General features: G+C 37.1%; 22 protein-coding genes and 2 riboswitches. Of the genes, 18 read left to right on the top strand and 4 right to left on the bottom strand.

From position 1 onward, the window contains the following. Nucleotides 1-12 precede the first annotated feature (12 nt). The 6 genes from KTHG_RS09420 (at nt 13) to KTHG_RS09395 (ending at nt 5,976) form a co-directional block, all read left to right on the top strand. On the top strand, nt 13-426 hold the full coding sequence (locus KTHG_RS09420) for a MaoC/PaaZ C-terminal domain-containing protein (protein ID WP_139993071.1): 414 nt from the start codon (nt 13-15) through the stop codon (nt 424-426). A gap of 18 nt (nt 427-444) precedes the next feature. Further along, on the top strand, nt 445-1,608 hold the full coding sequence (locus tag KTHG_RS09415; RefSeq protein WP_139993069.1) for a thiolase C-terminal domain-containing protein: 1,164 nt from the start codon (nt 445-447) through the stop codon (nt 1,606-1,608). 11 nt (nt 1,609-1,619) lie between these two features. Continuing rightward, on the top strand, nt 1,620-2,054 hold the full coding sequence (locus tag KTHG_RS09410) for a Zn-ribbon domain-containing OB-fold protein (protein ID WP_126991692.1): 435 nt from the start codon (nt 1,620-1,622) through the stop codon (nt 2,052-2,054). An 18-nt stretch (nt 2,055-2,072) separates the two neighbouring features. Further along, nucleotides 2,073-3,266 carry an acyl-CoA dehydrogenase family protein gene (locus KTHG_RS09405; protein ID WP_139993067.1) on the top strand — a complete coding sequence of 398 codons (1,194 nt, stop codon included), beginning with the start codon at nt 2,073-2,075 and terminating at the stop codon, nt 3,264-3,266. A gap of 18 nt (nt 3,267-3,284) precedes the next feature. Then, complete coding sequence (locus KTHG_RS09400) at nt 3,285-4,451, top strand: acyl-CoA dehydrogenase family protein (RefSeq protein ID WP_139993065.1); 1,167 nt, start codon at nt 3,285-3,287, stop codon at nt 4,449-4,451. Between the two features lie 112 nt (nt 4,452-4,563). Then, on the top strand, nt 4,564-5,976 hold the full coding sequence (locus KTHG_RS09395) for an MFS transporter (RefSeq protein ID WP_139993063.1): 1,413 nt from the start codon (nt 4,564-4,566) through the stop codon (nt 5,974-5,976). 97 nt (nt 5,977-6,073) lie between these two features. Here the strand turns inward: KTHG_RS09395 and KTHG_RS21630 are convergent, their stop codons facing one another. From KTHG_RS21630 to KTHG_RS09380, 3 genes are all read right to left on the bottom strand, one after another. Beyond that, on the bottom strand, nt 6,074-6,478 hold the full coding sequence (locus KTHG_RS21630; RefSeq protein ID WP_139993061.1) for a methyl-accepting chemotaxis protein: 405 nt from the start codon (nt 6,476-6,478) through the stop codon (nt 6,074-6,076). Between the two features lie 27 nt (nt 6,479-6,505). Beyond that, a complete protein-coding gene (locus tag KTHG_RS21625) occupies nt 6,506-6,841 on the bottom strand; it encodes a methyl-accepting chemotaxis protein (protein ID WP_139993059.1) in 336 nt (111 codons plus the stop codon). Between the two features lie 428 nt (nt 6,842-7,269). Then, entirely contained in the window at nt 7,270-7,473 is a 204-nt protein-coding gene (locus KTHG_RS09380; protein WP_139993057.1) for a hypothetical protein, read from the bottom strand. Between the two features lie 292 nt (nt 7,474-7,765). Beyond that, nucleotides 7,766-7,881: riboswitch (FMN riboswitch) on the top strand. A gap of 114 nt (nt 7,882-7,995) precedes the next feature. Continuing rightward, a riboswitch (FMN riboswitch) is annotated at nt 7,996-8,111 on the top strand. Between the two features lie 164 nt (nt 8,112-8,275). On the opposite strand from KTHG_RS09380, the gene ribE reads away from it, so the two are divergent. From ribE to KTHG_RS09330, 10 genes are all read left to right on the top strand, one after another. Next, a complete protein-coding gene (gene ribE / locus KTHG_RS09375; RefSeq protein WP_139993055.1) occupies nt 8,276-8,905 on the top strand; it encodes a riboflavin synthase in 630 nt (209 codons plus the stop codon). An 11-nt stretch (nt 8,906-8,916) separates the two neighbouring features. Beyond that, on the top strand, nt 8,917-9,537 hold the full coding sequence (ribB, locus tag KTHG_RS09370) for a 3,4-dihydroxy-2-butanone-4-phosphate synthase (protein ID WP_139993053.1): 621 nt from the start codon (nt 8,917-8,919) through the stop codon (nt 9,535-9,537). Beyond that, on the top strand, nt 9,530-9,997 hold the full coding sequence (ribH, locus tag KTHG_RS09365; protein ID WP_139993051.1) for a 6,7-dimethyl-8-ribityllumazine synthase: 468 nt from the start codon (nt 9,530-9,532) through the stop codon (nt 9,995-9,997). Before ribB ends, ribH begins: the two co-directional genes overlap by 8 nt. A 358-nt stretch (nt 9,998-10,355) precedes the next feature. Next, nucleotides 10,356-10,727, top strand: a complete 372-nt coding sequence (locus KTHG_RS09360; RefSeq protein WP_126991701.1) for a hypothetical protein — start codon at nt 10,356-10,358, stop codon at nt 10,725-10,727. Nucleotides 10,728-10,899: 172 nt separating this feature from the next. Beyond that, on the top strand, nt 10,900-11,532 hold the full coding sequence (locus KTHG_RS09355) for a FusB/FusC family EF-G-binding protein (protein ID WP_139993049.1): 633 nt from the start codon (nt 10,900-10,902) through the stop codon (nt 11,530-11,532). A 26-nt stretch (nt 11,533-11,558) separates the two neighbouring features. Beyond that, complete coding sequence (locus KTHG_RS09350; RefSeq protein WP_139993047.1) at nt 11,559-11,846, top strand: hypothetical protein; 288 nt, start codon at nt 11,559-11,561, stop codon at nt 11,844-11,846. A 381-nt stretch (nt 11,847-12,227) separates the two neighbouring features. After that, nucleotides 12,228-12,611, top strand: a complete 384-nt coding sequence (locus KTHG_RS09345; RefSeq protein ID WP_139993045.1) for a hypothetical protein — start codon at nt 12,228-12,230, stop codon at nt 12,609-12,611. Between the two features lie 14 nt (nt 12,612-12,625). Beyond that, a complete protein-coding gene (locus KTHG_RS09340; RefSeq protein ID WP_139993043.1) occupies nt 12,626-13,171 on the top strand; it encodes an RNA 2'-phosphotransferase in 546 nt (181 codons plus the stop codon). A gap of 24 nt (nt 13,172-13,195) precedes the next feature. Then, nucleotides 13,196-13,684, top strand: a complete 489-nt coding sequence (locus KTHG_RS09335) for an LURP-one-related/scramblase family protein (RefSeq protein ID WP_139993041.1) — start codon at nt 13,196-13,198, stop codon at nt 13,682-13,684. A 152-nt stretch (nt 13,685-13,836) separates the two neighbouring features. Beyond that, entirely contained in the window at nt 13,837-17,697 is a 3,861-nt protein-coding gene (locus tag KTHG_RS09330) for a lamin tail domain-containing metallophosphoesterase family protein (protein WP_139993039.1), read from the top strand. 38 nt (nt 17,698-17,735) lie between these two features. Here KTHG_RS09330 and KTHG_RS09325 read toward each other — a convergent pair whose 3' ends face one another. Continuing rightward, on the bottom strand, nt 17,736-18,239 hold the full coding sequence (locus tag KTHG_RS09325; protein ID WP_126991708.1) for a GNAT family N-acetyltransferase: 504 nt from the start codon (nt 18,237-18,239) through the stop codon (nt 17,736-17,738). Nucleotides 18,240-18,345: 106 nt separating this feature from the next. Here KTHG_RS09325 and KTHG_RS09320 point away from each other — a divergent pair, with 106 nt between their 5' ends. Both KTHG_RS09320 and KTHG_RS22120 read left to right on the top strand, forming a co-directional pair. Beyond that, nucleotides 18,346-19,842, top strand: coding sequence for a class I adenylate-forming enzyme family protein (locus tag KTHG_RS09320; protein WP_139993038.1), 1,497 nt, complete (start codon nt 18,346-18,348; stop codon nt 19,840-19,842). Between the two features lie 15 nt (nt 19,843-19,857). Next, nucleotides 19,858-20,055 (top strand): DUF4017 family protein, encoded by a 198-nt coding sequence (locus tag KTHG_RS22120; protein WP_139993036.1) that lies wholly within the window; start codon nt 19,858-19,860, stop codon nt 20,053-20,055. The last annotated feature ends 12 nt before the right edge of the window (nt 20,056-20,067 follow it).

Genomic DNA, 20,067 nt, shown 5'->3' with positions numbered 1-20,067 from the left:
GGAGGAATGACGATGCTAGAACTAGCACAGTTAACAACAGGGCAGGAACTTCCTGCTTATACAAAGGAGCCTGTGACAAAAGTACAGCTCGTAAAATATGCGGGAGCCTCAGGGGATTTTAACCCGCTTCATACAGATGATGCATTTGCACAAAAAATTGGGATGCCTGGTGTTATTGCACATGGCATGCTCATCATGGGTTTCTTAGGAGAATACGTCAATCATCTTGCAGGAACTCTTGCAACGGTAAAAGATTTTAGTATGCGTTTTGGTGCGATGACATTTCCGAAAGATACGATCACATGTCGAGGCGTGATTAAAGAAACGTATGAAAAAGACGGTTCACGCTTTGCGGTGCTGACATTATATGCAGAAAAAGGTCCAGAAAAAATCGTTGGTTCAGGAGAGGCAACGTTACAATTTTAAGTCGAAGGAGTGTTATGGATGAATCAAATTCGAGATAAATACGCCATCGTAGGTGTTGGTGAAAGTAAACGTTCAAAAAATTCAGGAACGACACCGTTACATTTAGCATTAGATGCGGCTCGTGCAGCTATTGCAGATGCAGGAATTGAAGCAAAAGAAATCGATGGCTTTATGAGCTATTGTGAAAATGATTCTTGCTCACCGCATCAATTAGCAACCTATTTAGGTGTACGACCAAATTATGTTAAAGAAATTTTAGGTGGCGGTAGTAGTACGGAAATGCTAATTGCAGATGCTGTTGCTTTAATTGAAACAGGCCAGGCGAATACAGTGCTTATTTATCGCTCGATGAATGGACGCTCTGGTATGCGTATGGGAGGCGGTGGCTGGAGTAGTGGCTTATTACAATCAGCCTTTGATGGCGGCAGCTACATCATTCCATATGGTGCGGCAAGTCCAGGGCAATGGTTTGGTTTATTCGCTACGCGTCATATGAAGCAAAATGGCTTAACACAAGAGCATTTAGGTCATGTATGTACAAGCTTCTATGAACATGCACAGCGTAATCCAAATGCCTTCTTCTATGGTAAACCATTAACAATGGAAGAATATCTACAAACGGCGCAGCTAAGCTCACCGTTTACAAAACATGATTTTTGCTTAGAGTCGGACGAAGCGAATGCGATTATCGTCACAAGTGCTGAACGTGCAAAAGATTGCCAGTCAAAACCCGCTTATATTATGGGGATGGCTGCTCGTCGCGCGGTATCTCATGCACATTACTGGAAAAACATTGATGAAGTGGCGTCTGATTATGTCGCACAGCCGTTATACGAAGCGGCAGGTGTCGGGCCAAAAGACATTGATATTGCATCGATTTACGATTGCTTTAGCTGGGTGGTATTACGCCAATTAGAAGCATATGGTCTTGCTCCCAAAGGCGAATTAGGGGACTTTGTCGCTGCAGGAAACTTGAAAATTGATGGACAACTTCCGACAAACTTAGCGGGCGGAATGCTGTCAGAAGGTTATACACATGGTATGAATAATGTATTAGAAATTGTCCGCCAAGTGCGCGGTGAATATGAAGGAACAGAACGTCAGGCGAAAAAACATGATATCGCGATTTGTACAGGCTGGGCAGGTCCAGATATGGCTGGCGCAATGATTTTACGAAAATAGGGGGAGTTCACATGATTGAAGAAACAAAAGTAGAATACGCGAAACCAATTCCATTAAAAACAATCGACAATGCACCGTACTGGGATGCGGCGGATCGTCATGAGCTTGTACTTCAAAAATGTACGAGCTGTAATACCTATGCACATCCACCAGGCCCAGCATGTGCTCATTGTGGAAGCCAGGAGCTTGTGTGGGAAAACCGAGGAACGGAAATTAGTGGCACAATTTATACGTATGTCGTTTCTTATCGTCCATTTTTACCAGGCTTTGAAAATGATATGCCGTTAGTGATTGCGGTTGTTGAACTCGATGAATTACCAGAAGTCAAAATTATTGGCAATGTCTTAGAGGCAACAGTCGAGCAAATTGATATTGGAACACCAGTAAAAATGGTGTGGCAAGACATTACAGAGGATCGTGCATTGCCACAATGGACGCTCGCATAAGGTTGAGGAGGAAACGCGATGGATTTTTCATATACAGCACAGGAAGAACAATTTCGACAGGAGTTACGTACATGGCTTGAAGAAAATCTGCCAGAGGGATGGCTAGCGTCGCAACAACTACCGTCAGAGGAAGCAGAGCTAGGTCAATTTTTACGTAAGTGGCAAAAAACATTAGCAAATAGCCGCTGGGCAGCGATTGCATGGCCTGAAAAACATGGTGGACGTAATGCGACACTGATGGAGGAAATTATTTACCATCAAGAAATGGTTCGTGTGAAAGCGCCACCACTTGTAAACTATGTGGGACTTCATATGGTTGGACCAACCTTGATGCAAATCGGAACACCAGAACAACAGGAAAAATACATCCCGAAAATTTTAACAGGAGAAGAAGTGTGGTGCCAAGGCTATTCAGAGCCAAATGCAGGTTCAGATTTAGCAGCTGTACAAACGACGGCCGTTAAAAAAGGGGACAAGTGGGTGATTAATGGTCAAAAAATTTGGACAAGCTTTGCTCACTTTGCAGACCGGTGCTTCCTTGTTGCGCGTACGAGTAAAGGGGAGAAAAAGCATCATGGCATTACATGCTTCTTACTGGATATGAATCAGCCTGGTGTAGAAGTACGTCCAATTATTCAGATGAATGGTGAACATGATTTTAATGAAGTATATTTGACGGATGCAGTAGCCTATGACAGTGAGATTATCGGACAAGTAGATGATGGCTGGCGTGTGACGATTGCGTTATTAATGCATGAACGTACAGGTATTGGTGCTCAAGTATTTTCACTTGAACAGCAATTTGCAGAGCTTGTGAATGTAGCTCAAACGGTTACAGAGGATGACCAACCATTGATTGCGAAACCAGAAGTACGTAAGCGTCTACTTGACTTATATATGAATCAACGTGGCTCGTTATTAAATTATTATCGCAATTTAACAAAGCAGCTAAAAGTGGGACATCCGGGTGTAGAAGGCTCGATGGATAAATTATTTGTTAGTGAAATGACGAAAAAATTATTCTCAGAAGCTATTTCAATTCAAGGTCACGCGGGAATGCTGTGGGAAGAAGATGCTGTACAAGACCAGGGTTATTGGCAGAAAAATTATTTGTATTCATTTGGTCAAACAATCGGTGGTGGTACGAGCGAGATTCAAAAAAATACGATTGCGGAGCGCATCTTAGGCTTACCAAAAGATGTCGGTCGCTAGAAGGGTTGGTGAAGGTCGATGGATTTTTCATTAAACGAAGATCAAGAGTTATTTCGAAAATTTGTACGTAAATATCTTAATGACCAAGAGCAAACGAAAGTAGCGCGCGATTATATTGCAGGAAATGTCGAAGCAGTGAAGCAAGCAATTACAGGTGTTAATGAGCTTGGCTGTATGATGGTAAATATTCCAGATGATTATGATGGCATGGGTTTAGGTAAACTTGATCTTGTGCCAATTATGGAAGAGTTTGGCCGCACATTGATGCCAGGTGTCTTTTTAGAGACAAGTGCCTTTGCTGTGCCAATTATTAATCAGTTTGCGACAACGGAGCAAAAGCAACAGTATTTATCAGAAGTCGCAAGTGGTGAAAAAGCGTTCACCATTGCCTGGCTAGAGCCTGGTAGAAGTTATACAGAAAAAGGCATTCAATTAGAAGCTATACTTGAGCAAGAACAATTTACGCTAAATGGTATGAAGACGCAAGTAGCCGATGTGGCATTTGCACAGTACCTTATCGTACCGGTACGTGTTAACGGTGAAGTGAGTATTATTGTGGTAGATAAGGAGACGCCAGGCCTTACAATCACAGCGCAAAAAGGCTTTGATGAAACACGTCAGCTATCAAGTATTTATTTTGATAATGTGACGGTGCCAATTAGTGCGTTAATCGGACCACTTGGAGAGGGTTGGGGAATCCTTCAAGAAGGTTTGTTATCGTATAATGCGGCTGTATCATCCGTTTGCGTCGGTGCGATGGAAAAAATTATTGAAGTGGCGAGTGAATATGCATGTATTCGTGAACAGTTTGGGCAAGCAATTGGGCGCTACCAAGCCATTAAGCATCGTCTAGCAGATATGAAGCTGTCACTTGAAACAGCACGTTCACTCTCTTATTATGCAAACTGGGCACTTGAAAAAACATCGGAGGATCGTGTAGAAGCTATTTGTAGTGCACGTATTTTTGCGACGCAAGCCTTTGTTGAAATTGCCGCGCATAATATTCAAATTCATGGTGGTATCGGCTTCACTGAAGAAATTGATTGCCACTTATTTGTGAAGCGTTCACGTTTCTACGAAAATTACTTAGGTACACAAGCGCAGTACTATGACCAAGCCATTTCGGCGCTTGGTTGGGATGCAGCAACTAAAGCCAAAGAACATGAAAATTTACTGATTTCTTAAAAGATAGTTGGTTACTATTTGGAATGGGACTTCTTGAAGCATTTGTTAATGTATAGAACATTTGCTAATGGAAGTCTTTTTTTGTTGAAAATTTTATTTCGAGGTGAAGTCGATGTTTAAAACAAATCGTACAGTTGAATCGATGTCCTATAAACAAAAAGCTCTGCTTGTCGCTGGAATTTTCTTATGTATGGAATTAGGACTCATGGTGTCTATGGAGTTTTCAATTGCTCTGCCTAGCATTATTACAGACATTGGCGGAGCGGAGTTTTATGCGCTTATTTTCACGGTTAATCTTGCTGTATCTGCAATTGTTACACCATTTGTTGGTAAATTGAGTGATATTTATGGACGACGTCAAATTTTAATTATTGGTATTTTAATTATTTTAGTATCGGAAGTGATTACACCACTACTCGTTTCAAACGTCTATCATCTGATGATTTTTAGAGGTATTCAAGGAATCGGTGGTGCCACGACGGCTGTTGTCGCATTAATTGTCATCAGCGATATTTTTGACATCGAAAATCGTGCGAAATTTTTAGGCTTCTATGGATCATTAAATGCACTGACAGCTATTATTGCGCCTACAGTAGGTGGAATTTTTGTACAATACTTCTCATGGCATTGGGTATTTTATTCAATCGCACCGGTAGGCCTTATTGGCTTAATTATTATTTTGAAATTAATGCCAAATATTCCGAAAGTAGAACGTGCCAAGATGGATTATCTAGGAGCAAGTATTCTATCCGTTTCTATTTTATCATTGGTGGGCTTAACATCTTTTGGAAGTCCAACCGTTACGCCTGTACTACTTGTTGTATTAGCAGTTAGTTTAGTTGCATTTATTATTCGTCAAAAGAAAAGTGCAGATCCATTAATTCCATTACGCTTATTTAAGCATCGTATTTTTACAATTTGTATCTTAGCGAGTACGGCATGCATGTTTGCGGCAACAGGAATGATTTATTTCTTACCACTGTTTTTACAAAATATTCATGGTTTCTCACCGACAGAAACCGGTATTTTTATGACAGAAAGAGGCATTACATCGTTTATTTTCGCAGCAATAAGCGGTTTTATTGTAGCAAAATTGAAGGATTTTAAGCTTGTTGCGATTGTGGCAATGTGTATTTTTGCAAGTATGATTTTTGTATTAACATTCTTTACAGTATCAGCACCAACGATTATAATCACCGCTATTTTTCTTGTGTGGGGGAGTTCAAGTGGGGTATTAATTTCTATTTTCCATACAGGTATTCAAATGAATTTACCTACAAAAGAAATTAGTGTAGCGATGAGTGTTATGCAATTAGCGGTTAGTATGGGTGCCTTACTAGCAACGTCTTTACTAGGCATGTTCGTGCAAACTGAAAATTTAAGCCAAGGATTTAGCTACTTACTGTATACTTGTTTAACGGTTGTAATTGTGACGTTAGTTGCTTTTGTAATTGTCGTACCAAAAAAGAAGCAAGTTGTTGCGCCAATTCCCGCAGAACTAGAGAAAAGTATTCCAGAAAGCTAAAAATGCCAAGAGGATAGAACTTGTCTTACAGTTTGGAACAAAAAAAGGCATCGCGCCAACGCGCGATGCCTTTTTCTTATGTTCTATTTTTTATTATTTATACGTTGAATTTTGAAATTTCTTCGTTTAAATTACTTGCTAGCTGCGTCAGCATATTTGCGGCGGCTGTGATTTCTTCCATTGTGGCATTGATTTGCGTGGCGCTGCTTGTCATTTGATTTGTAATAGAGGCCACACTTTTAATTTGTTCCGCAACAATAGAAGTTGCTTGTTGAATATCATTAAATGTCTTACCCGTTAAATTGACCGTTTGTACACCATTTTTTACTTGTGTCGTTACTTTTTCCATTTGTGTTGCTGTTTCGCGCATTTCCTTTTGAAGCGCATCAATAATTGAAGTAATTTTATTTGCAGATTCATTCGATTGTTCCGCTAATTGTCTAACTTCATCCGCTACTACTGCAAACCCTTTACCTACTTCACCTGCACGTGCTGCCTCAATCGCTGCGTTAAGTGCAAGTAGATTTGTTTAATCAGATATATCTGTAATGGCTGAAACGAATGTTTCAATATTTGTAGAATGCTCACTCAAGGATTTAATAGATACAAACATATCATCTACTGATTTTTCGATTTCTTGCATATATAAAACCGTATTTTGAACATCTTTTTGATCAGATTTAGCCTGCTTATGTGCATCTGTTGATATAGTAGAAACATTTTCCGCTGCTGCCGCTACTTGCTGAATGCTTGCTGTAACATTCGATAAAGAGGTGCCACTTTGTTGGATATTTGTTTGTTGCATCATAGATTGTTGTGAAATTTGCTCAATTGATAATGCTACTTTCTGTGCTTGATTTGTCATTTTAAATAATGGTTTCATTTTATTTCTAAGCAGGATGAATGTTCCTAAAATAAAGAGAATATATATAATAAATATACCCATAATCATTAAGCTAGTGAAAGAGGTTGTTTCAGCCTTTGAAGATTTTTCTTGAATAAACCTAGCCAAGTCACTTTCAAAGGTTTTAAATAAACCTTCGATTCTGTGAATTTTTGCTCGTATTCATTTGAAAATAATAATGTAGAAGCTTGTTTTTGATCACCTTTCGTGTGAAAATCAGAAGCTTGAATTTCAATATCCGCTAATTCATTTGATTTTTATTGGATGGTTGTCAGCTGAGAAGTAATTGTAGTAGGTACATTTAATTTACTAAGTTCTTTTTCAACTTTACCAAATAAATTTGCTTCTAGGGCTTTTTCATACTTATCGTTAAATTGTTTATTTCCTGTTTACACATATAAGCGTATTTGAGAAGATAAGTATTCATTTTCAGATTCTAGCGATGTTTCGAGCACTTCAATTTCTGCTTTATTAAGTAATATGTTTCGCATTTCTATATTATTTTTTACAAAGATACTACCAAAAATAGCTAAAATAAGAGCTAAAATGATAGTTCCAATTGAACCAATATTTAAATATTTTTTTAATGTCATAAAAATTCCTCCTGACTAGATAGTCTTTTAAACTTAAATATCTCACTATTGTAAAACTTTAAACTCATTTTTATTTATTAAAAATGATTCTTAAGGCTAATTAAATGCGATTTAAATAATAAAAAAATGTATTTCACAAAAATAAAATATGTTGTTTTATAGGTCAAAAAGATTTAAATAATAAAGGGAAAAGCAAGTTTTTAACACTGAAAACAAGACCTTAATTTTCTGAATTTTTATTTTTAGTAGTCAAATGAAAAAATTAGTGCTACAATCAATCCCATAAATGAATAACTTCCTTCGGGGTAGGGTGCAATTCCCAATCGGCGGTTATAGCCCGCGAGCTTTCGAGCAGGATTCGGTGAAATTCCGGAGCCGACAGTATAGTCTGGATGAGAGAAGGAATCGATGCATGACGATGGTGCGCAGCAGCGTTTCACTATGGTTTATTTGAGCATCGTAAAATGTAAACCCCGCTTGGTTAGAATACCAGACGGGATTTTTTAATTTTAAAACTACATAGCAATTCTTCGGGGTAGGGTGCAATTCCCAATCGGCGGTTATAGCCCGCGAGCTTTCGAGCAGGATCTGGTGAAACTCCAGGGCCGACAGTATAGTCTGGATGAGAGAAGAATGCGCAGAAAAAGTGTACAATTGTACGCTTGTTTGTCGACGCATAAATCAAGGAACCCCGCTATTACGTGAGGTTCCTTTTTTAAATGCCCAAAAGTTTGTTCGTAGTACCCCTCTATTCATTTATCCGATAAAACCAATTTATTTGGTTTAGAAAGGAGAATGAGCCATGTTTACAGGAATTATTGAAGAAGTTGGGAACGTGCAAAAAATTTCTAGACAGCAACAAGCATTAGCATTAACGATTTCGGCAAAGAAAGTGTTAGAGGATGTGCGTATTGGCGATAGTATTGCAGTCAATGGTGTATGTCTAACGGTGACAGCTTTCACATCAATAGCCTTTACAGCAGATGTCATGCCGGAAACCTTTCATGCAACAAGTCTTGCAAAGCTAGCATCGGGTGATGGTGTTAACTTAGAACGTGCCATGCAGGCAAATGGTCGATTTGGTGGTCATATTGTCTCGGGTCATGTTGATGGTATCGCAACCATTGCGAAGAAACGTACAGTATCAAATGCCGTTTATATTGATTTACGAATGGATGCTGAACTGACACATTACTGTATTCCAAAGGGCTCGATTACAATTGATGGTACAAGTCTAACGATTTTTGATGTTCGTGAAAACGGAATTACGGTATCACTTATTCCTCACACCTATGCGGAAACGATTTTTAGCAAAAAGCGAGAAGGTGCTATCGTTAATGTTGAAAATGATGTAATTGCAAAATACGTCGAAAAACTGACAGCTAAACAGAAGCCATTAACACGCGATTTTTTAGCGCATCATGGCTATTAGGAGGGAACGACATGCTACATACAATTGATGAGGCACTTGAACAATTACTAAAAGGGAAAATGATTATTGTTGTTGATGATGAGGATCGTGAAAATGAAGGCGATTTTGTTGCATTGGCAGAATATGTGACTCCAGATACAATCAATGCGATGGCTACATACGGTAAAGGCTTGATTTGTACGCCAATTTCGACATCGATTGCACAAAAACTAAAACTTACACCAATGGTTACGAATAATACAGACAATCATGGTACTGCTTTTACAGTAAGTATTGATTATAAAGAAACCGAAACAGGGATTAGTGCATTTGAACGTGCATTAACAATTGAAAAAATGATTGGTAGTGATGAGCCAACAGATTTCCGTCGTCCTGGCCATATTTTTCCGCTCATTGCAAAAGATGGCGGAGTGTTAGAACGCCGTGGTCATACTGAAGCAGCCGTTGAATTAGCGAAGCTTGCAGGTGTGAAGGAAGCCGGCATTATTTGTGAAATCATGAGTGCAGACGGTCATATGGCACGCCTGCCAGAGCTTGAACGCATTTCAAGAATGATGAACTGTCCATTAATTTCTATTGAGCAATTAGTCGAATATGTAAAACAACAAAAGGAGCTGGTTACACATGGGTAAAACAATCGAAGCACAATTAGTAGGTACAGGGTTAAAAATCGGAATCGTTGTTGGTCGTTTCAACGAATTTATTAATTCAAAATTAGTTGATGGGGCAATGGACGGGCTTTTACGTCATGGTGTTGAAGATAAAGATATTGACACGGTATGGGTGCCAGGAGCATTTGAAGTGCCGTTTATTGCAAAAAAATTAGCAGAAAAAGGCGAGTATGATGCAGTAATTGGCTTAGGTACGGTTATTCGTGGCTCTACAACACATTATGATTATGTATGTAATGAAGCAGCAAAAGGTATTGCGCAAGTTGGATTACAAACTGGTATACCCGTTATTTTTGGTATTGTGACAACAGAGTCGATTGAACAAGCAATTGAACGTTCGGGCACAAAAGCTGGTAATAAGGGATATGATGCGGCAATATCTGCAATTGAAATGGCAAACTTAACAACATTATTAAAATAATATAATTCTTTTAACGTTTAATAGCTAATTATAGATATACGTCAAAAGAATGGATGCAATAATCTAAGTTTAGAAAATTGACTATATAATATATATAGAAGAAACACAAAAAAACGGGCATTGTAATATGAATGTCCGTTTTTGTCTTCTTTGTATTCCTTTAAAATCTCTTAGGACTTATTAAGCGAATAAAAAATAAAAGCTAGTAATAGGTTTGCTGTGAAGAATTATTATATGAAAGAAAATAAAGGAAAGAGCTCTAAAGACAAGACTAGAGACATATTGAAGTGTTCTATTATGTAAAAAAATTTCCATCATGTATAATGAAAACAATATCAAATGAATTGGAGGTAGTCATATGGAATATTATTCATTACAACATTTACTAGAGAATACGGAAGTTTGCTTGATGAACCGAGAAACCGGGGACAAGTACGATACGTGGTCGACAGAAGTTGAAATTGATTTAACGAGTTTAGGTATCCGAGCGGAGCATTTTGAAATTACACAGTTTGATATCGACATCGTACATAATAAGGAGCGTGATACAACGTTTTTTATTAATGCGACGCCATATGGCACCGATGATTATGAAATCTACTTGTGGTTTAATGATATATTAGGTCCACGCCTCATGGATATGTTTTTACGGACCATTCATGAGTTTGTACGAGAAAAACAAAGTTTAGCCGAGTCATTTATGAGCGATGATGACTGGACAAATGACTAATGGAGGGTGGCTTTGGCCACTCTTTTTTGTGCTATAATGAGGCTAATGAAAGTGTAGGAGGAATCTGACATGGCTTGTACAATACATGCCTGCTCTCAAGTGGGCTAATGCGGTCCAATTCCGTTCGGCTTTGGACCATAAACCAATTGCCTAGACAAACGGAGGAATAATGATGATAAATCCAATTTTAACAGTAGCTAATGTACGCTTGATTGAGCAACAAGTAAATAAAATTTTAAACTCGAAATCGTTATCAAAAGACCCGGAAATACTAAGTGCAGTAAAAGGTATTGCAGTTGCTGAACTAAAAGAAAAACTCCCTGTAGCGACAGAAGAAATTTTGCGTGCTGTTACCCAAATTTCTGATCGTACGGATGCTGAGCTTTTTATTGAGAGCTTAAAAATTTATACGATTCCATTTAAAGCAATTTCTGAAAAAGGACTGCAAAAACTATTTCGTAAAGATAAAAAATTAAAATTGCCGAAACTTGAAACCATTGATTGGCACGGTATTAGTTACTTATCATGGGCAGATCAAGGAACACATCGCCAATATATTGTCATTGAAAAAGATGGCACATTTATAGCGTTGCGTGGTATATCGCAGCCACAATATTATACGAAAGGCATTTGTGCAATTTGTAATCAGCATGGACCAGTTCATTTATTTACGGCAACGGTAAAAGGAAATGAAGATCGGTACACATCTTATAGTAATTATATTTGTGATGATCCTGAAAAATGCAATGCACATGTGACCGATTATAAGGTGCTAGAAGACTTTGTTGCGCGTAATTTAGTATAGTCTATAGCAGAAAGTAGGAAGTTTTTATGAAAGAAAATACTACATGGTTGCATATTCGTGCGACAATTACATTTGTCTCGCTTATCTGCTTAACTCTTTTTATCGCAATGGTTGCGATCTCAAAGGAGACTGTTGTGATTGATGTCAGTACCGCAAAATATATTTTCTTTGGTGCATTATTTTTATTTTTAATTGAATGTATTCGATTTGCACTACGATTTTATTATAATGTACGCTATAAATGGCTAATGATACTAGGCGGTATTTTCTTTGCTGCATGGGTCGTTGTGACATTTATTTGGGCAGTTTTATGAGTCATTAACATAAGAAGAGGCTTTGAGATACGAGTAACAACAACCGCTCCTTTGAGCATAAGAAAAACCGGAATCGTGCTGTGACGCGGTTCCGGTTTTTCTTATGCTAGATTTCTAAATTAAATAGACCGTTATATAAACGTGAAAATATGAAATAAAAATCACGATTATGAATAAAGGAACAGGGAATATAGTGTTGTCAATAGAGAGTGTAAGTTTTTAAATAAAAAGGCTTATTATTAATATATTCCTATATTGAAAAAGTTATTTAGTACTATAACCTAATCCTAATTACTTATTCTAATTTACAAACAAATCACATAAAATGAATAATATAGGGATGTTTGGATAAGTAATTTTGAGTGAAAAAGGAATGATAGTTTGTTTAAAATCGAGTTTATTGAAGAAGGTATCTCCATTCGAAAAATTATTTTGAAAAACTTAAAAACATGTACAGAAGAAATTTGCTTTGATCATACAATGCTATTGAGTTTTCGCAACTTTCGTTTTATGGAGATTGGAGAAATATATTGTTGTAAATTATTTTTATCAGGAAAAGTAACAGCTGATGGAGAAACGTATCGTTTTAATCGTTATGTTTCAATAGGTACACAACATTTTTGTGAAATTGTCAATTTTAAGGGAGATATCTATTACATAGAAGATTTTCACATGAAGAATCATTGTAAATTTATACGCTTTCATGTTGAACGGAAAGATTTAATTCAAGTAGGAGAAATTATACATCCTATTTTAAGTGAATAGTGAGGGGGATATAAATGAGTGGAGCTCGTTTTTATGAAAAATTGAGTCGGGAATTATCGCTCGTCCTTAGACATATGCCAGAAAAATATAACTTAGTTCTAGATGATCGGGGATGGGTGTCACTGGAACAATTATTAGCAGCATTGCATCAAATGGATAAATGGCGTTTTGTAACGATTCAAGATATTGAGAATATGATGAAACAGGCTACTAAACAGCGGCACGAAATAAAAGATGGACGAATTCGTGCGTATTATGGGCATTCATTTAAGGAAAAAATTAGAAAAGAAATTGCTATACCACCGCGTTATTTGTATCATGGCACAACACCAGAGGCAGCGGAACAGATTGTACAACAAGGTCTTAAGCCTATGTCACGTCAATATGTGCATCTATCAACAAATATTAAAACGGCACGTCTTGTAGCCGAACGTCGTACAGCAACTCCTGTATTATTTCGTATTGATACACAGCAAGTGAAGGAGCCATTCTATTTTGGAAATGAAGATATTTGGCTTGTTGACGCTATTATGCCTGAAAATTTGGAAATAATGCTATAGTGTAGGAAAGGAGGCGTTTATATTATGAAACAACTCTATATGAAACAAAAAATATTTAGCTTAAGTGGTAAGTTTTCAGTAACCGATTCCGGACAACAGGACCAATACTTTGTTGAAGGGAGCTTTATGCAAATACCTAAAACATTTACGATTTTGGATAAACAGCGTAATGAAGTAGCGCATATTACGAAAAAAGTATTTAGCTTTTTACCGAAGTTTTTTGTAGAAGTTGATGGACGTGAAATTTTAACAATTAAAAAAGAACTATCTTTTTTTAAAGGTCGTTATACCATTGAAGATGCTGCAATCGAAGTGCGCGGTGATTGGTGGGACATGGATTTTTCTGTCTACCACGACGGCCAGTTAATTGGAGATGTGCATAAAAAGTGGTTGAGTTGGGGCGACCAGTATGAAATAACCATTAACGATGAAGCATTTGAAACGATTTTAATTTCATTAGTTGTTGCGATTGATTGTGTCAAAGCATCTGAAGCAGCAGCTGCAAGCTCATAGTGAAAAATAGAAAGTGGGAATCATAGATAATATGATTCCTATTTTTGTGCTCTAAAATGGATTTTTTAATAAAAATTTACAAAAAATGAATAAAGTATTAAAGAATAAACTTTATACTAGAGTGCAATTGAGTATAAGAGGAGTGTTTTAATGTGAAAAGAACATGGATGTCTAACATAGTTGTCGCAACATTACTTGCTACAACAATCGTACCTTATTCACCTATCTACGGAGTGGCAACGGCGTCAGAAGCTAAAATAAATAAAAATTTAATGATTAAACATCAAGCAATTTCAACTGCGGATGCTAAAAAAGAGTTGTCAATTACAGCTGATTTTAAAGGAGATGTTCCACTTCAAAAAATGACTCTATTATATAAAGCGCAGAAGGGAGCAGAAGCGTGGAGTGAAAAGCCGATGCAATTAAAGGAAGGGCAGTATCATACAAGTCTAGCCCCATATGAATTGCAGGAAAATTTTACATATATGATTTCAGCAACAGATGGTGAAATCATAGAGGAAACGGTACCACAAGATGTTACGGTGGAATTACCCAAATACGAATCAAAACACTTACCACCGCTATTATTGACAGAAGTTGTACCTGACTCAACAAATGTAGACGGTTCAGATGGTTATGAATTTATTGAGGTGTACAATAATTCAAACCAAACAATTGATTTAAAAGATTATAAAATTCATTATCGTTATCCAACAAAGGGGCCAAAAGCTGATTTATTTTGGGGAGATGAGAATGAAAATCGTAATTTACCATTAGCTCCAGGTGAAACGATGATTTACTGGATTATGAATGGGAAAAATAATCATAAAAAACTTGCGGACTTTAACAAAAATTATGACTCTAATGTGGATGAGAATCATTTAGTGCGCGTGTATCATTCTGGCATGACGAATTCAGAATACCGTCAATTGACAATCTCTACAAATGCAAATGAAGACATTGTTATTGCATCTTATAATGAAAAATTAACAAACAATACACAAGATCCAACTGAGATAAATGATGTTGCGAAGGATATGGGAATTCAGTATCAATATCCAGAAGAAGGTTTGGTTATGCGTAAGCATAGCGCAAAGACAGTGAAAGGAAATCCAGGTAAAGTAAGTGATTTTCAAGTTCCGACTGAAAAAGTCGATTTATCAGGAGATACTAAAGCACCGGTTGTAAAAGATATATCAGGATTGACGGAAGTAACAGATCAGAAGGATATTCAGCTAAAATTTGATATACGAGATGAGCGACAACTACGCTCGGCACGTTTATACTATCGGATGAATGATGGTAACTATCATTCTGTAAATTTAAAACGAGGTGCAGATGGTTATTTTAGTCATACAATTTATGCAGTTGATTTAATTCAAAAAGAAAAAGTAGAATACTATATTGCTGCAACAGATGGGTTTAATCCAATACAAACTTCTACACGTACAATTATAAATCAATTACCAAAAGAAAAAGAAGGGCTATCATTAAATGTTGAAAATCAATCGCTCCTATCAAAGGAAGTACTATTAAAAGCATTTCATTCAAAAGACAATGAACCAACGACGCTATCATTTGACGGACAAGATGTAACAACTAAAGTAGAACGAGTATTGCCTAATCAAGCTTATTTTGCGTTAGATGTCAATCAAACAAATTTATACTTTAAAAATGCAGTGACAATTGGTAGAGAAGTATTACGTATTTATGATGATACTATCAATGAATACGCAACGATTACTGTACCAGTGGATCCCTCATATTTTAATCTTGGAGAGACCACAACCATTTCAATTCATGCGGGGGACAAAGTATCGCCATTTGGCGAAGCAGGTGAAAATCGAGATGATTATACAGTTAAAAATATTCGTTTAGTTATGCCCGATGGTGAGATTTTACGTGATGAGAAGTATACAGATCCAAAAAGAGAAATAAAAGTAGGAGATAGTTCAGGGATGGAACCAGATGTTGATTTCAACTTTACTATTCCAAAAAGTCAATTTAGTGGGAAAGCTTACCGTTTAGATACGACAGCAGTAAAAGATGGAGAACATGTATTCGAAGCAAAAAATAATAAAGACAATGAAAAAGCCACTGTGCTTGTAGATAATACATCGCCTATCATTACAACTTCGTTAAATGAAGGTGAACTATATAAGGGGCTTATCACGATTGATGCAGAAATAGAAGATGCTAATATTGGTACAGAAGTTCCTGAAGCTACATTAGATGGAGAAAAAATTACGCTTCCATACGATACATCTTCTGCAAAATTAAAGAGTGGAGAACATCAATTAATTATTAAAGCGACAGATGCTGTAGGAAATGTTGCTACTAAGAAAACCAATTTTAACACAGTAGAAGAACACCCATTTGCACCTGAAAATTTATCACATGAATTACGAGGAAAATCCGCAAAATTAAGTGTAGAGGTAGCAGATCCAACAAAAGATAGATTACGAGTAGATTTTAAGCGAGGCTATGTATATAAACCAACGGACGAAGGAGTAGAGGCGTTTGAACATAATGCAGATAAGGAACCGCCTGAGACAATCACTACAGCACAGGAAAAAACAATTGAAAATGTAGAGGCCCTTGCGAAAGCGGATGGACAATATATAACAACGAAAAGCACAGAAAAGTATCCATATCATCGGTTTAGTGTAAATTTGGATAGAAACATTACTGCAGAAGATTCAATTGATATTCACTGGGAAGGGAAATCACTTCTGGGACGAAAAGTATCAATCTATGTATGGAATTATGAAACATCAAAATGGGAAATAAAACAATGGAAGATTGCTAATGACGAGAAAAATTTTCCTCTTAATGCAACTGTAAAAGGGAACGAATATATTCGAAATCATCAACTTGAAGTAATGGTACAGGATGAAATCGCATCAACGAATCAATTTGATTATTCCTTTGTGTGGATGAGTGATACACAGTATTATTCTCAAAGCTATCCACAAATTTTTGATACGATGACGAAATGGATTGTGAATAATCGTCAAGCTATGAATATACGTTATGTGTTTCACACAGGTGATTTAGTTGATAAATCTTATGAACCTTATCAATGGTTAAATGCAGATAAATTTATGAACACGTTAGATGATGCTGATATGCCATATGGTGTATTAGCAGGGAATCATGATGTAAATCATAAAGATGAGGATTATAGTGAATATAGTCGATATTTCGGTGCTGCTCGATTTGAAGATAATGCGTCTTACGGTGAATCCTACAAAGATAATCGAGGGCATTATGATTTAATTAGCGAAAAGGGACAGGATTTTATCATGCTGTATATGGGATGGGGCATCACACAGGAAGATATCGCTTGGATGAATAAAATACTCGCAAAATATCCAGAGCGTAAGGCAATTTTAAACTTCCACGAATACTTACTTGTATCTGGACAGCGTAGTCCTATTGGAAATGATATTTTTGAAGAGGTTGTTAAACCAAATAAAAATGTACTAGCTGTATTATCAGGACATTATCATGATGCAGAAACGTTAACAGATGCCATAGACGATGATGGAGATGGAAAACCCGATAGACGGGTGCATCAAATGCTTGCAGATTATCAAGGTGGTCCAGAAGGTGGACAAGGATATATGCGCCTTATGCAGATGAATCCTATTAATAATCAAATTCAAATGAAAACATACTCACCTTATTTAGATAAATATAATTTCTATGACCCAACAGAATATCCAGCAAAAGATGAATTTGTGATAGATGCAGACATTGCACCGAAAGAAAAAGAAGTATCAACAGATGCAATATCTGTAGAAGTGTATACGAATGACTCAATTGGGCATGTAGATGATGTTAAAAGTGGTGAAACAGCAAATGTTTTATGGGATAAGTTGGAAATGAAGTCTACTTACAGTTGGTATGCGGTTGTACGGGATGAATTTGAAGGCACAACACGCTCCCCATTATGGACATTTACAACACCTAAAGATAATGGCAAACATAATGGAAATAAGAAGAAATAAAAAAGGAGGTTTCTCGCTTCAAGCGAGGCCTCCTTTTTTTAGACAAATTTATACATCAAAATATCATCAATATACTGATCATCGTCAATTTTGAACTCTTTTACTTTACGACCTTCTACGACAAAGCCAGCTTTTTTATACAGTTCAATAGCTGGTTCATTGATTGAAAATACACTAAGTGAAACTTTTTCAATTAATGGATTTTCTCTTGCCCATTTGAGTAATTGCTTTAATAGTTTTGAACCGATTCCTTGTTGGCGATAGTCTTCATCAACCATCATAAAAAAGGTGCCGGTATGTTGGAGTAGTACGCGGCGTGGTGATTGGAAATACAACCAGCCGACCACTTTTTCATTTTCTTCTGCGACAAAAATAACTTCTCGTTCATTTGTTTGTTTATCTTCAATCCACAAAATTTGTTGCTCAAGTGAACGATTAAATTCCTCTAATCGTGTGACAAAATAATATGGCTCTTCTAATATTTTTCGGTGTAGCGCGAGCATTTCAGGTGCATCGCCTACCGTAGCTAAACGAATAGTCATTCTAAACAACCCCCTTATTGGCTTCATTATACAGAGAAATACATCGAATAACTAATAGAATATTCGGGTAAATAATAGCATACCGGCTTAAAAGGAGAGGATATTTGTGAATACTTCGGAACTTTTAGCACGAAATGCAAGAAAATTTGCGACGCGTGAAGCGATTGTCTGCGAGGAGCATCGCCTCACGTATGCCGAATTAAACGGCTATGTAGAAAATTTAGCACATAGTTTACATGAATTAGAAATCGGCTATCGTGATCCTGTTGTCCTGTTAATGCCAAATTCAATTGAATTTGCGATAAGTTATTTTGCGATTCAACGCGTTGGAGGTATTGTCATACCAGTCAGTGCCCATTCAACGAAATATGAAATCGAGCATATTTTGGCGCATAGTAAAGCAAAAGCTCTTATCGTTCATGATGTACTATACCCAATTGTGGGAGAGATTAATAATGTCATTTGTTTAAAAACAGGAGATGAGGCAGGAAATTTTTTGAGTATGCGTTATTTAATGTCTCATCATAAAGAAAAAACACCGTTTGAACTATCGCTAAAAGAGGATGATTTAGCAGCAATTATGTACACATCTGGTACAACAAGTGAACCAAAGGGTGTGCTTTTTAACTATCGTAATATTTTATCTGTTGCTAATATGGCAGCAATTGAATTTGAGTTAAAGCCTGAGAGTAAGGTACTTGTTTTATTATCATTGAGTCACTCGGCACCGCTGCATATGTTTTTCCTTGGTGCATTACTAGTTGGTGCTACGGTTGTAACAGCACTAGAGTATTCAAATGATTCGATGCTTGAAATGATCCAGCATGAGCGGACAACTCATTTCTTTGGCACACCGCTGACCTATCATGTCTTAGCTCGTTCTGAGCAACTAAGCTATACAGATATTTCGACGATGATTTGGTGGGCGTATGGCGGAGCACCGATGTCAAAAGCAGAAGTGGAGCTCGTTTCAGAGGCACTTGGCACACAACGGTTAGTTTGTGTATATGGTTTGACAGAAACAGGACCTAGTGGTTCCATTCTATTACCTGAAGAGCATGATAAAGGAGCTGGAAGTATTGGGAAGCGGGCGATGTTTGGTACAGAAATGCGCATTGTAAATAATCTTGGAGAAGAAGCGGCTACGGATGAGATTGGTGAAATTTGGGTTGCTGGTGAAGGTGTGATGCAAGGATATATTGATAATCCATTAGAGACACAAGCAGTATTGCAACAAGGGTGGGTGCGTACGGGTGACCTAGCGAAGCGCGATGAGAATGGTTTTATATGGCTCGTTGATCGTAAGAAAGACATTATTATTACAGGTGGACAAATTGTTTATCCTCGCGAAACGGAGGAATTATTAAATCGTATTGATGGTGTTCATGAAACAGCTGTCATAGGTGTGCCACATCCTGAATTTGGTGAGATTGTGAAAGCCTATTATGTAAGTGATGAAGGCATTGACGGCGAAACATTAGGAAATTTTGCGAATGAATTTTTAGCAACCTATAAAGTGCCTCGCCGTTACGAGCGCATTGATATTTTACCACGCAATGCATCTGGTAAAATTTTAAAGCAAGCACTGCGTGAACGACAATAGAAGGAAGGTTTTGCAATGAAAGGATGGCTCGCTTCGATTTTGATGTATGCTTTAATTTGTGTTATAGGGCTAGCACTACTAATAATTCAAGGATATTCAATATGGTCTTGGAAGTTTTTTGTTTTACAACTATACGCCATCCCTATGTCACTTCTTGTATTAGGCTTCAATTATTGGCAATATAAAAAAGCGCCTAATAAACAAGCACTGTAATAAAAAGCATGT

The sequence above is a fragment of the Kurthia sp. Dielmo genome (genome assembly GCF_000307285.2).
GTDB lineage: Bacteria > Bacillota > Bacilli > Bacillales_A > Planococcaceae > Kurthia > Kurthia populi.
The sequence above is the reverse complement of the archived record's forward strand: the minus strand, read 5'-3'. Positions and strand labels throughout refer to the sequence as shown.

Coding starts and splice junctions, on each gene's coding strand:
- KTHG_RS22120 (WP_139993036.1), top strand. CDS start 19,858: ATGAAAGGATGGCTCGCTTCGATTTTGATGTATGCTTTAATTTGTGTT.
- KTHG_RS09395 (WP_139993063.1), top strand. CDS start 4,564: ATGTTTAAAACAAATCGTACAGTTGAATCGATGTCCTATAAACAAAAA.
- KTHG_RS09400 (WP_139993065.1), top strand. CDS start 3,285: ATGGATTTTTCATTAAACGAAGATCAAGAGTTATTTCGAAAATTTGTA.
- KTHG_RS09410 (WP_126991692.1), top strand. CDS start 1,620: ATGATTGAAGAAACAAAAGTAGAATACGCGAAACCAATTCCATTAAAA.
- KTHG_RS09420 (WP_139993071.1), top strand. CDS start 13: ATGCTAGAACTAGCACAGTTAACAACAGGGCAGGAACTTCCTGCTTAT.
- KTHG_RS09350 (WP_139993047.1), top strand. CDS start 11,559: ATGAAAGAAAATACTACATGGTTGCATATTCGTGCGACAATTACATTT.
- ribE (WP_139993055.1), top strand. CDS start 8,276: ATGTTTACAGGAATTATTGAAGAAGTTGGGAACGTGCAAAAAATTTCT.
- KTHG_RS09360 (WP_126991701.1), top strand. CDS start 10,356: ATGGAATATTATTCATTACAACATTTACTAGAGAATACGGAAGTTTGC.
- ribB (WP_139993053.1), top strand. CDS start 8,917: ATGCTACATACAATTGATGAGGCACTTGAACAATTACTAAAAGGGAAA.
- KTHG_RS09340 (WP_139993043.1), top strand. CDS start 12,626: ATGAGTGGAGCTCGTTTTTATGAAAAATTGAGTCGGGAATTATCGCTC.
- KTHG_RS09325 (WP_126991708.1), bottom strand. CDS start 18,239: ATGACTATTCGTTTAGCTACGGTAGGCGATGCACCTGAAATGCTCGCG.
- KTHG_RS09380 (WP_139993057.1), bottom strand. CDS start 7,473: ATGACATTAAAAAAATATTTAAATATTGGTTCAATTGGAACTATCATT.
- KTHG_RS09405 (WP_139993067.1), top strand. CDS start 2,073: ATGGATTTTTCATATACAGCACAGGAAGAACAATTTCGACAGGAGTTA.
- KTHG_RS09355 (WP_139993049.1), top strand. CDS start 10,900: ATGATAAATCCAATTTTAACAGTAGCTAATGTACGCTTGATTGAGCAA.
- KTHG_RS09335 (WP_139993041.1), top strand. CDS start 13,196: ATGAAACAACTCTATATGAAACAAAAAATATTTAGCTTAAGTGGTAAG.
- ribH (WP_139993051.1), top strand. CDS start 9,530: ATGGGTAAAACAATCGAAGCACAATTAGTAGGTACAGGGTTAAAAATC.
- KTHG_RS09415 (WP_139993069.1), top strand. CDS start 445: ATGAATCAAATTCGAGATAAATACGCCATCGTAGGTGTTGGTGAAAGT.
- KTHG_RS21625 (WP_139993059.1), bottom strand. CDS start 6,841: ATGACAAATCAAGCACAGAAAGTAGCATTATCAATTGAGCAAATTTCA.